Consider the following 14,720-nt stretch of genomic DNA (forward strand, 5'->3'; position numbering starts at 1 on the left):
ATGGGATTTGTGGATGAAGAAGAAGGAGATAAAAAAGGTGGATGGACTGACCAAGGGAAATACAATTCTCTTGATAATTTCCCAGTTGGTATTAACAAATTTGCTGGTATTGAATTTAAGATAATAAATCCAGAAGAAAATAATGGGAAATCATGTATCGTTTTAAAAGGTGGTCCAAGACCTTATTTTCCTGAAAGTGTTGAAGTATCTGTAAATGATAAAGGGAGATACATATATTTTTTACATACAATAGCATGGGGAGCAAATACAGAAGAATTAGGACCATTTCCAGAAGTAGCAAAATATGTTGTGAATTATAAAGATGGAACAAGCAAAGATATAACAATAAGACAAGGGAAAGAAGTAGTTGGATGGTGGTTTCCTTCTGATACTGATTTGTTTAAGATTGGATGGATTGGTAAAAATAAACAATGTGATAGAATTGGAGTTGGTGTCTTTATGTGGGAAAATCCTAATCCAGATAAAGAAATAAATTCAATTGTTTTAAAATCAGAAAATACAGGAGCGGTACTGGTAATTTTAGGTATAACGATGAAGGATAAAAAAGAATTACCTGTTTCAGTGATTAAAGAAGATGTAAAGGATGATATTTATAGGCATGTTTCTTTTGACAAGTGGTTTAAAGTAGATATGCCAATAGATGATTTTTCACCAAGTATTCTTGATAAAATAAGGAAATGGCATAAACCAGCAGGAATTCATGGATATTTAAAGGTTGATAAAAATGGAAACTTTGTATTTGAAGATGGAACACCTGCAAAATTCTGGGGAGTTGTTGGTCCTTTATGCCCGAGTAAAAGTGATGCTGAATATCTTGCAAAACGGCTTGCTAAATATGGTTTTAATCTTATAAGAATGCATAATTTAAGAAGTGAAATAACTGACTGGTATCAACCCGACAATACAAAAGAATTAAATAAAAGTAAACTTGACCGACTTGACTATTTCATTGCCCAATTGAAAAAAGAAGGTATACATGTTCATTTTGTTATGTGGTATGGGAATAGTTTTAAAGAAAAAGATGGGATAAAGGACTGGAATAAAAATTTTGGGCTTAATAGTCAAACACTTTATTTTGATAAACCTACACAGGACTTCTATATTGAATTTCTTAAAAAAATATTCACACATAAAAATCCATATACAGGACTGACTTATGCAGAAGACCCAGCAATTGCCCAGATTCAGATAGTAAATGAAAATAATATGTTTTTCTATTCTTTACAGAATTTACCACCGAGTTATTTGATTGATTTAAAGCATATGTTCATAAAATGGGTTAAGGAAAAATATAAAACACAGGAAAATCTATATGAAAATTGGAAGGTAAAAGGTTCACCTTTTGATATTGGAGAAAATATGGATGATTTTATACTTTTACCTATATGGAATCTTGCAAATGTTTCAGAGAATAAAATAAAGAGAGCAAAAGACCAGGCATTATTCTATTATCAATTGCAGACAGATTTTTACAAAAGAGTTGAAAAGACATTAAGAGAAATTGGATATAAAGGTGCTATATGTGGTACTCCATGGTATGCTCCAGGTTGGCTCAATGAAGTTGACCTTTATTCAAATTCACAAGTTGATTTTATATCAAAACATACATACTGGGACCATGGAAAAGGAGGATGGCGTCCTGATGTTGTTACATTTCACAATCAACCAATGATTAAAAATCTTGAAAAGAGTATACTTCTTACAGGATTTAACAGGATATATTCAAAGCCATTTATGATTACAGAGTGGAATTGTGTATATCCGAATGAATTTGTTCTTGAAGCGGTACCTATTATGGCAAGTTATGCTGCATTACAGGGATGGAGTGGACTTACACATTTTGCTGTTGGAGATGTTGACTGGACAGGACATTTAAATGAGATGTTTGGGATTGCAACAAATCCAATGTACTGGTGTCTTGAGCCAGTTGGAAGTTTAATATTTTTAAGAGGAGATGTAAAAGAAGGAGATGTTATATACAGAAGAAGATTAACACTTGAAGATGTATTTAATCCAAAAAGAGAACTTGAAAGAAAGATTCTTGAAAAACTTGAAGATGTTGATTATATGAGAGCAAGATGGGAAGATATGGGATATCCACCTTATTTACTTGGTGTTGGAAAGGTTGGAATTGATTTTGTTGATAAAAAAGGAGAAAACTATGTTGATGCTGAAAAGATAAAAAAATGTATAGATGAAAAGAATAAAGTTGTAAAAAGTAGTAATGAAGAACTTTTATGGAATTATGGGAAAGGATATATTATTGTTGATACAGAAAGGACACAAGGAACCATTGGATTTATTGATGGAGTGGAAATAAAATTTAAAAATTGTAAAATGAAGGTTGAGAGTCCTTTTTCTGCTGTGTTTTTATCTTCTGTTGATGAATTACCAATAAAAAATTCTACTCATTTGCTTTTAACAGTTGTGGGTAGATGTAGAAATAAAGGACAGGAATATATGAGGGTAAATAATGAATGGAAATTGAAAAATCTTGGAAATATGCCTGTTTTGATGGAGCCGGTAAATCTTAATATTGAAATAAGTAATAATAAAAACTTTGAGATATATGCTCTTGACATAAATGGAAAAAGGGTTAGAAAAATTGGAGATTTGAATTCAAAAGATGGTAAAATAAGTTTAAATTTAAATACTGGAAATGAAAAAAGTGTATATTATGAAATTGTAGAAAGGAGGTGAAAAAATGAGGAAATTAATGTTATTTGGTTTATTTTTTGCTGGTATGACGATTTTACTGTATGGGCAGGAAGAGAAGAAAGAGACAAAAAAATGGGTATGGATAGAAGCAGAAATTGTTAAAGAGACATCTTTTAGACCAAATGATTGGATGAAAGGAGATGACCCTGAGAAATTGAGTGGAGGAGATGCATTAACACATCTTTCTTCAGATGGACAGGACCCGAATAGAGATGAGTATTATGCAATCTGGGAGTTTGAAGTTCCAGAAGATGGGACATATGAATTCTGGTCAAGAGAGGGGCATAAAGGACATATAAAATACAAATGGAGAATAGATAAAGGTGAATGGCAAACATCTGAATATGACTTACCTTATAAAAATGTTATATCTATAGGACAGTTCAGAACAATTGGATGGGTTAATAATGGAAAGGTTGAGATAAAGAAAGGAAAACATAAACTTGAAATAGTTTTAACAGGTTCAACAAGTGGTGGAACAGGGAAAGACATCTGGGGACTTTTTGATTGTTTCTTATTCACACAGGAAAGATTCCAGCCGAGAGGAAAAGCAAAACCAGGTGAAGAGTAATTAAAAAGGCCGGGTATTACAAAAGCCCGGCCTTTTTATAAATTTAGATACTGGAAATAAAAAAGTATTTATAGGTGTCAGAAAAACAGAAATGAGGAGGTGAAAGAAAATGAAAAAAATAACAGTATTGGGTTTATTTTTTGTTGGTATGATGATTTTATTATATGGGCAGGAAGAGAAGAAAGAGACAAAAAAATGGGTATGGATAGAGGCAGAAATTGTTAAAGAAACAACATTTAGACCAAATGATTGGATGAAAGGAGATGACCCTGAGAAATTGAGTGGAGGAGATGCATTAACACATCTTTCTTCAGATGGACAGGACCCGAATAGAGATGAGTATTATGCAATCTGGGAGTTTGAAGTTCCAGAAGATGGGACATATGAATTCTGGTCAAGAGAGGGGCATAAAGGACATATAAAATACAAATGGAGAATAGATAAAGGTGAATGGCAAACATCTGAATATGACTTACCTTATAAAAATGTTATATCTATAGGACAGTTCAGAACAATTGGATGGGTTAATAATGGAAAGGTTGAGATAAAGAAAGGAAAACATAAACTTGAAATAGTTTTAACAGGTTCAACAAGTGGTGGAACAGGGAAAGACATCTGGGGACTTTTTGATTGTTTCTTATTCACACAGGAAAGATTCCAGCCGAGAGGAAAAGCAAAACCAGGTGAAGAGTAATTAAAAAGGCCGGGTATTACAAAAGCCCGGCCTTTTTCTTAAAAATGGATAAATTCAAACCACTTGATTTTTTTGAACTTTCTTTTTCTGACAGAAAAACAGGATTAATTGAAGTCAGAGATGGAAGAGGAGATATTTATTTCTATAAAGAATTTAAGAAAAAAGTAAAATTTAAAATTATTGGAAGTTGTGGATGGCATAAAATTATCATAAAAAAAGATGGTAAAAGGATTGAAAAAAGAATAAAAGTTGAGTGTGAAACAGAAATAAAAACAGATTCATTTATTGAGAAACTATTTAAAAAACTTGTTGCAGATTGCCAAACAAAAAAATCAGATTATATTGATGGTAAAATAGTGAATTATTATGTTAGATGGATAAGAGATGATACCCACTGTAAAAAAGCATACAGATACTGGGAAAAAGAACTTAAAAGTATGCCAGAACTATTCTTAAATCATCAGAGTAAAAATGGAATGATATTTGATTTATTTGATGAAAGTGACCCATTTTTTCATTATAGACAGATGGTATGGGGAGAAAAATGGGCAAAATATATAGACAATAATAAATTTTATATGGAAAGAATTCCAGTTGAAGCAGATGTTGAATATTTAATTGTTGAGAATGTTTTTTATACATGGCAGGCAACAGGAGATAATGAATGGTTGAAAAAAATACTTCCAAAACTTGATAGAGCAATGAAATATACTATGAATGATAAATTAAGATGGAGTAAAAAATTTGGTCTTGTTAAAAGGGGATTTACAATTGACACATGGGATTTTCAGCCATTAATAATTAAAAATATACATCCTGATGGTAATAAAAATAAATTTGGTCTTTTTGATTTTATGTGGATTGATGAAAAGAGTCCATTTTTTATATTTCATGGAGATAATACTGGTTTTTATCATTCATGCCTTTTACTTTCAAAGATGTTTGATGTTATAAAAAATAAAAAGAAAAGAGATTACTGGAAGAATATTGCTTTAAAAATTAAGAAAAACCTTGATAAATATTGCTGGAACGGAAAGTTTTATTATCATCATATACCTGCTGAAAATATAGAAAATTTTAAGATTGATAGTTTTGATTATAGAAATCAATTGAGTTTGAGTCACTCTTATGACCTTAATAGAGAAATAGGATATGATAAAGCGGTTTCAATTATAAAAGAATATATTGAATTAAAAGAAAAAACAAAAGAGGAAAGTTTTGCTGAATGGTTTACAGTTTATCCACCATTTCCTGAAGGAGTTTTTCATCTAAATAAAGGTGAATATATGAATGGAGGAATAACAACAATAGTTGCAGGAGAACTTTCAAAAGCAGCGTTTAATAATGGATTTGAATGGTATGGAGCAGATATTTTAAAGAGAATAAATGATATTATAGAAAAAGATGGATACCTTCACTGTGTTTACCGACCAAAAGTTGAAAAATTTATAGAAGGTAATTTTAAAGTAATAGATTTAAAAAAGATTGTAAACAGAGCAACATCTTATAAATATAAAGATGGATGGCTTGGAATGTTAGATATAATGAATAATGATATGAGGTATTTAAAACCGGGTAAATATGAATTTTACGGAATACCATATGAGATAATAGACCCTGAAAAAAATAATGGGAAAAATGTTTTAATAGTGGGTAAATTTTTAAATGATGTTGAAATAGAAGTAAACGATTTTGCTGGCAGTGTTTATTTTTTTCATACAGGAAACAGATTAATTCATAATGATGTCTGCGGGATATACAATGTAATCTATCAGGATGGGTCAGAAGAAAAAGTTTATCTTATTGGAAATAAAAATATAACTGGCTGGTGGAATTCAAAAGATACAGTTGAAACAAGAGTTGTCTGGCACGGCAAAGGTGGTAAATGCTGGGATGTTGGTTTCAATGTTTTTGTATGGAATAATCCAAATCCTGAGAAGAAAATTGAAAAAATCAAGGTAAGTGCAGTTAAAAATGAATGTCAGATTATAATTTTTGGAATAACAATTTCTGACAGGAAAGGGAAATTACCTGAAAAACATATTTCTTATGGAATTCCTGACAACTGGGGAATGACAGCAGTTATTTCATCAATAATAGAAGGCTTGTGTGGAATTAAGGATAGATATAAATTATTTGAAAAGGTTGAAATATCACCTAAATGGGAAAGTTTAAAAGGTAAAAAAGCAGATGTTTTTATTAAATATGGACCGAATGATTCATATATTGCCTATAAATACAGAAAAATTAAAAACAGGATATTAATAGATTTCACTGGAAGTGGAAGTAAATTTTATTTTCATATTATGTTACCATTTTATAGCAATGTTAAAGAAGTTTTATTTGAAGGAAGACCTTTAAAATTTGAAAAAATTAAAGTTGGAGATACTTTTTATGTTGATTTTGAGATTAAAGATGTAAAAGGTGGAGAAATAAAAATAATTCTTTAAAATGGAGTAAAAGATGGAAAAAAGACCTAATATTCTGTGGATAAGTTTTGAGGATACAAATCCCTTTTATGGTTGTTATGGTGATAAAATAGCAAGAACTCCAAATCTTGATAAACTTGCTTCAGAGGGCTGTATATATACCAATTGTTTTTCTACTTCAGGTGTTTGTGCTCCTGCTCGTTCAGCAATAATAACAGGTATGTATCCAATTTCAGTTGGGACACATCATATGAGGACAACTTCTCCAACAATGGCTGCTCCTGAAAAAATTACATCTCAACTTCCTGTTCCTTATTCAGTTGTTTTACCTCATTATGTGAAATGTTTTACAGAATATTTAAGAGCAGAAGGATATTATTGTACAAATAATGTTAAAACAGATTATCAATTTACCCCACCATTTACCGCGTGGGATGAATGCAGTGATAAAGCACACTGGAGGAATAGACCTGACAAAAATCAACCATTTTTTGCAGTATTCAATCCAACAAAAACTCATGAAAGTGGTATGTGGCCTGAAAACTGTCCAGAGATAACATTTGACCCTAATAAAATTAAAGTTCCTCCCTATTTTCCCGATACTCCTAAAGTAAGGGAAGCACTTGCAAGGATGTATACAAATATTGAATATAATGATAGGATACTTGGAGAATTACTGAAACAACTTGAAGAGGATGGTCTTGCTGAAAATACAGTTGTATTTCACTGGTCTGACCATGGACCTTTACCCAGAGGGAAAAGATGGCCTTATGATTCAGGAATACATGTTCCACTTATTATAAGATGGCCTGGACATATAAAACCAGGTAGCAGAAGTGATAGGTTAATAAGTACAATTGACCTTGGACCAACAGTTCTTTCAATAGCAGGAATCCCTATTCCTTCTTATATGCAGGGTAGACCATTTCTTGGAAAATATACTGCTCCTCCAAGAAGATATATTTTTGTATCAAGGGATAGACATGATACAGCATATGATATGGTAAGAGCGGTAAGAGATAAAAGATTTAAATATATAAGAAATTACTGTCCTGACATTCCTTATAATATCTGGATTCCATATATGCACAAACATCCAATAATGCAGGAAATATGGAGAATGTATCTTGAAGGAAAACTTCAGGGACCTCAACTTCTAATGTTTCAAAAAAGACCACCTGAAGAACTTTATGACACTTTAAATGACCCTTATGAGATGAATAATCTTGCTGAAAATCCTGAATATAAAAAAGTCATTGAAAGAATGAGAAAAGCACTTGACAGGTGGATTGCTGAAGTTGGAGATATGGGAAAAATAAATGAAAGTGATATGGTTAGATTCTGGTATCCAGATGGAAAACAACCACAAACAGAAAAACCTGTCATTATTCCTATCTGGGAAAAAAATTATGGAATAGAGCCGATAACAGAAGATGGAGTTTATAATTTAAAAAGTCCTGTTGCAGTTCAGATGTACTGTTCAACTCAAGGTGCTTCAATTGGATATACATTTGAAGAAAAAGAAAATCCACACTGGAAATTATATACTGGACCTTTTAAACTTGATAAGGGAAAAATTACAATAAGAGCAAAGGCAGTAAGAATAGGGTATAAAGAAAGTGAGGAAATTAAGGTAACATTTATAATTGAATAGAAAGGAGAGAAAATGAAAAAAATATTTTTTATATTATTTTCAATTTTATGTTTTATCTGTTTTTCTGAAAATTCAGAATATCCACCTATTGGAATAAATCTTGCAGGTATTGCTTACTGGTCAACAGAACATGCATTTAAAGATTTAATGAAATATTCTTCAAAATTAAGAGCCCAGAGAAAAGATGATAAGAAATTTACATGGGATAATCCTTTGCCTCCAGTTGATGAAAATGGATATCCACTTGAAATAGGAGAAGAAAATTCTTTTATAGAAATTTATATCTTATCTATTGAAGGGAAAATGAGAGAGCATCTTGGAGAAAAATTATATGTTCTTTATGAGGGAAAGGGGAAAATTGATTACTGGGGAGGATGGCAGGTTATTGAAAGAAAAGAAGGGATGGATATTCTTAAAGTTCTTGAAAAGGGACCGCTTGTTTTAAGGATTTACCAGACAGATAAAAATGACCATATAAGAAATATTAGAGTTCTTGAAGAAAAGTATCTGAATAATTATAAAGAAAATCCTTTCAGAGAGGAATTTTTAAAAAAATGGGAGAAAATGAAGGTTATTAGATTTATGGACTGGATGGCAACAAATAATTCAAAAATTTCAAAATGGGAAGAAAGGCCAAAGGTTTCAGATAGAAGATATTCTGAAAAGGGAGTTCCACTTGAATTAATGATTGACCTTTGTAATAGATTGAAAATTAATCCATGGTTCTGTATTCCACATAAAGCAGATGACGATTATGTAAAAAATTTTGCAAAACTTGTTAAAGAAAAACTTGATAAAAATTTAAAAATTTATGTTGAATATAGCAATGAAGTATGGAATTCTATATTCAGTCAAGCAAATTATGCAAGAGAAAAGGGATTGGAACTTAAACTTTCTGATAATCCCTATCAGGCACAACTTTTTTATTATTCAAAAAGAGCGGTGGAGATTTTCAAGATATGGGAGGAAGTTTTCGGAAGCGAAAAAGGAAGGGTTGTAAGAGTTCTCTGTTCACAGGCAGCAAATCCCTGGACAAGTCAACAGGTTCTTGAATTCAATGAAAATTATAAAAATTGTGATGCTCTTGGTATAGCACCATATTTTGGACATTCTTATGGTAATCCAAAAAATCAGGAAAAGGTTGAAAAAATGACTGTTGATGAGATTTTTAAAGAACTGCCTGAGGAAATAGAAAAACTTATGGAAACATGTAAAAAACACAAAAATTTATGTGATAAATACAATCTAAAACTTGTTGCTTATGAAGGTGGACAGCATTTTGTTGGACATGGAGGAGCAGAAAATAATGAAAAATTGAATCAGTTATTTTTTGCTGTGAACAAAGACCAGAGAATTAAAGATATATATAAAATTTATCTAAAAAAATGGAGTGAAATTGGAGGAAATGTTTTTGTCTTATTTTCTTCAATGTCAAGACCTTCAAAATGGGGTAGTTGGGGACTTCTTGAATATGAAAAACAGAATTTAGATGAAGCACCTAAATTTAAAGCAATTTTTGAAATATTAAACAGATAAAAAATGGAAAAAATAATTTTGAAAAAGAAAGATGAAAGATTTGTAAATGAATTCAATTGGGGAAAATTAATCTGGTATGCAAATAAAAAACTTGGAAACTCTGAAAGCATAACAATAGGAAAATGTATAATAAAACCAAATCAGAGTAATCCTTTACATTTTCATCCTGATTGTTATGAAATTCTGATTGTTGAAAAAGGCAAAATTTTGCATATTGATGGAGAGGGAAATGAAATTCTTCTTGAAGAAGGAGATACAATAACCATACCTGAAAAATTGCCTCATAAAGCAAAAAACATAACAGATGAGGAGGTTGTTTTGACTATAGTTTTTTCAAAAGGTGAGAGAAAATCAATTGAATTGTAAAAAGGAGTGTTTTATGAAATACCCAAAGATTTGTTTGATAGGAGCGGGTAAACATTCAACAAACAGAATTTATCCATATATAAGTGTTGCAGGAGGTAAAATTGTCGGAGTATGTGATATAAATTTTGAAAAAGCAAAGGAAAATTCAGAAAGATTTGGAGGTATACCCTATGTGGATTACAAAAAAATGCTTGAAAGAGAAAATCCAGATGGAGTTATTATCTGTATAAATGCAGAAATGCATTCAAAACTTGCAAAGGAAATAATGAAAATGGGATACAATGTTTATGTAGAAAAACCTCCTGCAACTTCAAGTGAAGATGCTTTTGAAATGGCAATTATTTCAAAGGAAACAGGAAAAATTTGTGCCACAGGATTTAAAAAAAGATATGCAAATGCTTATAAAAGAGCAAAGGAATGGATAGAAACTTTTTCAGAAAATTCACTTTATTCAATCTCCATAGATTATGCTTCTGGAAAATTTAAAAATACATCTCTTGATGATACATTCTTATTTGATTTTGCCATTCATGCTTTTGACCTTGTTTTTTTTCTCTTTGGAGATGTTGAAAAGGTTTTTACATTTGCTAAAGATAATGACGCTTATTCTGTATCACTAAAATTTAAAAATGGTGCTGTTGGTTCAATGAATTTAACAGATATGAGAGGAGGAAATATACCAACAGAAGAGGTTGAAATTACATTAGAAAACGGAAACTGTATGACAATCCATAATTCTTCAATATGGAAAATTTCTGAAAATGGAAAACCATCTGAATGGAGAGAACCACCAACATTTATAAGTGCAGGAGACAGTGGATATGAAACAGGACATCTTCCTGAATTGATTGATTTTATGAATGCTATAAAAAATAATACTCAAACAGTGTCTAACATTTTTACAAGTTACAAAACAATGGTTCTCTATGAAGGTGTGATAGAATCAGTAAAAACAGGTAAAGTTATTGAATTAAAATATAAAAATTTTTAAATTGATTGTTCTGAAATAATTTTAATCCAGACCTGTCTTGTTCTTGGACCATCAAATTCACATAAATATATTCCCTGCCATGTTCCAAGTTGAAGATAGCCATTTTCTATAAAAACTGTTAATGAATGGCCTGTTAAAGTTGATTTAATATGAGAATCTGCATTACCTTCTAAATGAGAATATCTATCACCTTCAGGAACAATTTCTTCAAGTTTATCAATAATATCTTTTTTTACCGAAGGGTCAGCATTTTCATTTATTGTAAGACCACAGGTAGTATGAGGAACAAAAAGAAAACATATTCCATTTTTAATATTTTTCTTTCTTACAATCTCTTCAATGTTCTGTGTGATATCAATAAATTCAGTTCTTTTTCTTGTCTGTACTATTATTTTTTCCATTTTTATTCTTCCTGATAAAAAACTTTATATCCCTCATAGGTTGAATATACATCTATCTTTCCTGTAAGTTCAAATGGAGCATGCATGGATAAAACACCTGTTCCACAGTCAACAGTATCAATATTATATCTTGCAAAGTATGAAGCAACAGTTCCTCCACCACCAAGTTCAAGTTTTCCAATTTCCCCTGGCTGCCACAAAACATTATTTTTATCAAATATTTTCCTTATATAAGCAACATATTCTCCTGTTGGTTCTGTACTTCCAGATTTTCCTCTTGCTCCTGTTATTTTTGTTAAGACAACTCCACAGTTTATTCTTCCTGCATTTCTTGGTTCATAAGCATCTTTAAAGTTGGGGTCAAGAAGTGTATTTACATCAGCAGAAATTGCTTTGGAATTTTCAAATAATTTTCTTTTATCTAAAATTGAATAACCTGATTTTTCAAGAACTTCTTCAATAAAATATTCAAAAAATGATGAAGAAGCAGAGGTTGAACCTCGACTTCCTATTTCTTCCTGGTCAACCAGAATACAGAAAATGTTATTAATAGGGTTATAAGAATTGAGTAAAGCAGTGAAGGAAGTATATGAACATACCCTGTCATCCTGTCCATATGCAAGTATCATACTTTTATCTATTCCGGCATCCTTTGATTTTCCAGCAGGAACAAGTTCAATTTCTGCACTCACAAGGTCTTCTTCATCAATTCCATAATATTCTTTTAAAATTTTCAAAACATTACTCTTTACTTTTTCTTTATCTTTACTTTTATCCGGAACTGTTCCAACAAAAGCATTCAAACTTTCTCCAGGAAATCCATCTTCAATTGTTTTTTTATACTGTTCTTTTGCAAGATGAGGAAGTAAATCAGTTATTACAAAAACAGGGTCATTATCCTTTTCTCCAATTTCTATTTCTTTAAATGTGCCATCCTTTAAAAATACAACTCCACAAAGAGCAAGAGGAATTGTTAGCCACTGATATTTTTTAATTCCTCCATAATAGTAAGTTTTAAATAGGGCAATGTTTTCATCTTCGTATAAGGGACTTGTTTTTAAATCTATTCTTGGACAATCAGTATGGGCAACTATAAATCTGCAGCCATCTGTCAGTTTTTTATCTCCAATAATTCCAAAAATAACCTCTTTCCCTTTATTTATTTTGTAAAATTTATCACCTTTTTTAATTACATTTAATTCATCTATGTTTTTAAATCCTTTTTCTTTACTCTTTTCAATACAACTTTTAACAAATTTTCTAACTGTTTTATTTATGGAGAGAAATTCTTTATAATCTTCGCAGTATGCAAAAACTTCTTTTATTTTAGATTCATCCCATATTTCCCAGCCATTTTTTCTTTCCATTTTACCTCCTCCATAATAATGAAAAAATTATAGTTAAAATTATACTGATTAAAATACTTGAAACAATTGGAAAATAAAAAACAAAATTTTCTCTTTTTATGAAGATATCTCCTGGAAGTCGTCCAATAGGAATTTTAATACCTTTATAAATTACATATCCAACCAGAAAAATTAAAAGCCCAATAACTATAAGTATTTTCCCGAATATTTTTTCCATTTTTTTTGATAAAAAACCTTATATTATTTTACCATAAAAAAAAATTAAAACAAACTTTAATATTGCTAAATTTGAAATTTAATTTCTGTCAGATATCTTGCAGTATCGTATTTTGCGATTATATTGAGAAGTTTCTTTAAAGAGAAGTTTTTGAATGTTTTTTCATAAAGGTCAATAAATTCAAGCATATCGCTTATATTAAAAAAACCGGTTTTAAGTTTTTCATATACATTCTCAAAGTCCTGTTTACTTACATCAACAGATTTTTTTAATTCATTATATATCTGTTCTTTTTTCTTTTCTTCTATAATCAGAGTAAATTCATCTTTTAATGTTTTTTCAGCATCAATTCCAAAATCATAATCATAACCAGATATATCTTTAATAAATCTATCTATCTTTCTTATGTTTTTTTTAATTGCCAATTTTTTATAATACCATCCAAAAAAAATTGGTATAATTATTAAAAGAAAGATGAAGTATAAACCAGTTCCTGTAATCCCAACAAAAATACCAAAACCAGGAGTTCCAAAATATATGATTTTAACATAATCAATAAAACTGTTTATAATTCCTGATTTAAGTTTAAAAATAAAAGGATAAGAAAAATCAAATATGAGTAATAAAAAACCAAGAATTAAACCTCTTATATATCCATAATCCTGAGCATTTTCTTCTGTAAGTGTAAGTGGAATCCCAAAAAATTTCTTTTCTTTTTTAAAAAATATATCAGAAAGTTGAATTAATTTTTTTTTCACTTCTTCAAGAGTTTCAAATGTTCCATACACTATAAATTCTTTTGTATTTTTTAAAATAGCACAGAATTTATTCAAAGGTGGATTGAATTCACTGATAAAATGAGGGAATATAAAATTTGTTTTAGTATATATCTCCCATTCTCCTGAATTGGTTTTAAATGACTCTTCTTTTGTAAAGCCGAGGTATCCGAGTAATTGATATGTTTCTGAATTGACTTTTTGAAAATATTTTATCATTTCGTAAATCAATTTAACATCGGACATGATTTTATTTTATAATAAAAAAACATTTAAGTCCATTGTAAAAAAAATAAAATGTTGTAAAATATTTAATTCAGAAAGGAAGCAAAAATGAGAATTATGACAAGATGTAAAATAAAAGGAGGAAAGGTTACAGATAAAAACTTGTATTATGAAGGGAGTATTACAATTGATAGAAAAATTATTCAGGAAGCGGATATTGTACCTGGTGAAATGGTTTATGTTTTAAATTTAAATAATGGAGCAAGAATTTTTACATATGTTATTGAAGGAGAGGAAAATTCAGGAACAATATGTTTAAACGGTCCATCTGCAAGATTTTTTGAAGTTGGAGATGAGGTTATTATTTTAGGAATTTCACTTGTTGAAGAAGAAAAAATAAAAGATTTTAAGATGAGAATAGTTAAACTTGGTGAGAAAAATAAGATTGAAAAATAATTTTTTTCTGAATTCAGGAATCTGTATTTTAAGTTCAATTTTGATGTTTTTTTCTTTTCCTCCTTTTAAATTCTGGTATTTTTCTTTTTTCTGTCTTATTCCCCTTTTTTTAATATGTGGAAAAAATAATTTTTTAAACTTTATTTATGGATTAATTTCTGGTTTTATTTTTTATTCATTGTCTTTATACTGGCTCAAGAATGTATCAGGTTTTATTTATTTACTTTTAGCATTATATCTCTCAATATACTGGGCAATTTTTACTTTTTTATTTTTTTTATTTAAAAAAGAAAAGATT

Annotated in this window: 14 protein-coding genes; 10 read left to right on the forward strand and 4 right to left on the reverse strand. The window is 29.9% G+C overall.

The window, feature by feature from the left end; translation table 11 throughout:
• The 8 genes from PKV21_05485 to PKV21_05520 form a co-directional block, all read left to right on the forward strand.
• Positions 1-2,721: beta-galactosidase (locus PKV21_05485; GenBank protein HOM26940.1), on the forward strand; the 2,721-nt coding region annotated here is incomplete at its 5' end.
• A 4-nt stretch (positions 2,722-2,725) separates the two neighbouring features.
• Positions 2,726-3,310: a hypothetical protein gene (locus PKV21_05490; GenBank protein HOM26941.1), complete on the forward strand. Its 585-nt coding sequence runs from the start codon at positions 2,726-2,728 to the stop codon at positions 3,308-3,310.
• A 109-nt stretch (positions 3,311-3,419) separates the two neighbouring features.
• The gene (locus tag PKV21_05495; protein HOM26942.1) at positions 3,420-4,004 is read left to right on the forward strand and encodes a hypothetical protein; all 585 of its coding nucleotides are present in this window, start codon (positions 3,420-3,422) and stop codon (positions 4,002-4,004) included.
• A 44-nt stretch (positions 4,005-4,048) separates the two neighbouring features.
• Positions 4,049-6,454, forward strand: a complete 2,406-nt coding sequence (locus PKV21_05500; GenBank protein ID HOM26943.1) for a hypothetical protein — start codon at positions 4,049-4,051, stop codon at positions 6,452-6,454.
• 13 nt (positions 6,455-6,467) lie between these two features.
• Positions 6,468-8,087 carry a sulfatase-like hydrolase/transferase gene (locus PKV21_05505; GenBank protein HOM26944.1) on the forward strand — a complete coding sequence of 540 codons (1,620 nt, stop codon included), beginning with the start codon at positions 6,468-6,470 and terminating at the stop codon, positions 8,085-8,087.
• A 12-nt stretch (positions 8,088-8,099) separates the two neighbouring features.
• Entirely contained in the window at positions 8,100-9,623 is a 1,524-nt protein-coding gene (locus PKV21_05510) for a hypothetical protein (protein HOM26945.1), read from the forward strand.
• Positions 9,624-9,626: 3 nt separating this feature from the next.
• Positions 9,627-9,989 carry a cupin domain-containing protein gene (locus tag PKV21_05515; GenBank protein HOM26946.1) on the forward strand — a complete coding sequence of 121 codons (363 nt, stop codon included), beginning with the start codon at positions 9,627-9,629 and terminating at the stop codon, positions 9,987-9,989.
• Positions 9,990-10,002: 13 nt separating this feature from the next.
• Positions 10,003-10,980, forward strand: a complete 978-nt coding sequence (locus tag PKV21_05520) for a Gfo/Idh/MocA family oxidoreductase (protein HOM26947.1) — start codon at positions 10,003-10,005, stop codon at positions 10,978-10,980.
• On the opposite strand, the gene PKV21_05525 is transcribed toward PKV21_05520, so the two are convergent.
• The 4 genes from PKV21_05525 to PKV21_05540 form a co-directional block, all read right to left on the reverse strand.
• Positions 10,977-11,381, reverse strand: a complete 405-nt coding sequence (locus PKV21_05525; GenBank protein HOM26948.1) for a secondary thiamine-phosphate synthase enzyme YjbQ — start codon at positions 11,379-11,381, stop codon at positions 10,977-10,979. The two genes, PKV21_05520 and PKV21_05525, sit on opposite strands and share 4 nt — an antisense overlap.
• Positions 11,382-11,383: 2 nt before the next feature.
• Complete coding sequence (locus PKV21_05530) at positions 11,384-12,748, reverse strand: aminopeptidase (GenBank protein ID HOM26949.1); 1,365 nt, start codon at positions 12,746-12,748, stop codon at positions 11,384-11,386.
• Position 12,749: 1 nt separating this feature from the next.
• Positions 12,750-12,965: a DUF2905 domain-containing protein gene (locus PKV21_05535; protein HOM26950.1), complete on the reverse strand. Its 216-nt coding sequence runs from the start codon at positions 12,963-12,965 to the stop codon at positions 12,750-12,752.
• 65 nt (positions 12,966-13,030) lie between these two features.
• Complete coding sequence (locus tag PKV21_05540) at positions 13,031-13,987, reverse strand: hypothetical protein (protein HOM26951.1); 957 nt, start codon at positions 13,985-13,987, stop codon at positions 13,031-13,033.
• Between the two features lie 87 nt (positions 13,988-14,074).
• Between PKV21_05540 and PKV21_05545 the strand changes: the two genes are divergently transcribed.
• The gene (locus tag PKV21_05545) at positions 14,075-14,422 is read left to right on the forward strand and encodes an aspartate 1-decarboxylase (protein HOM26952.1); all 348 of its coding nucleotides are present in this window, start codon (positions 14,075-14,077) and stop codon (positions 14,420-14,422) included.
• The coding region (locus tag PKV21_05550; protein ID HOM26953.1) for a hypothetical protein at positions 14,397-14,720 on the forward strand (324 nt) is incomplete at its 3' end. The genes PKV21_05545 and PKV21_05550, both read left to right, overlap by 26 nt.

The organism is bacterium (assembly GCA_035371905.1).
Classification (GTDB): domain Bacteria; phylum Ratteibacteria; class UBA8468; order B48-G9; family JAFGKM01; genus JAMWDI01.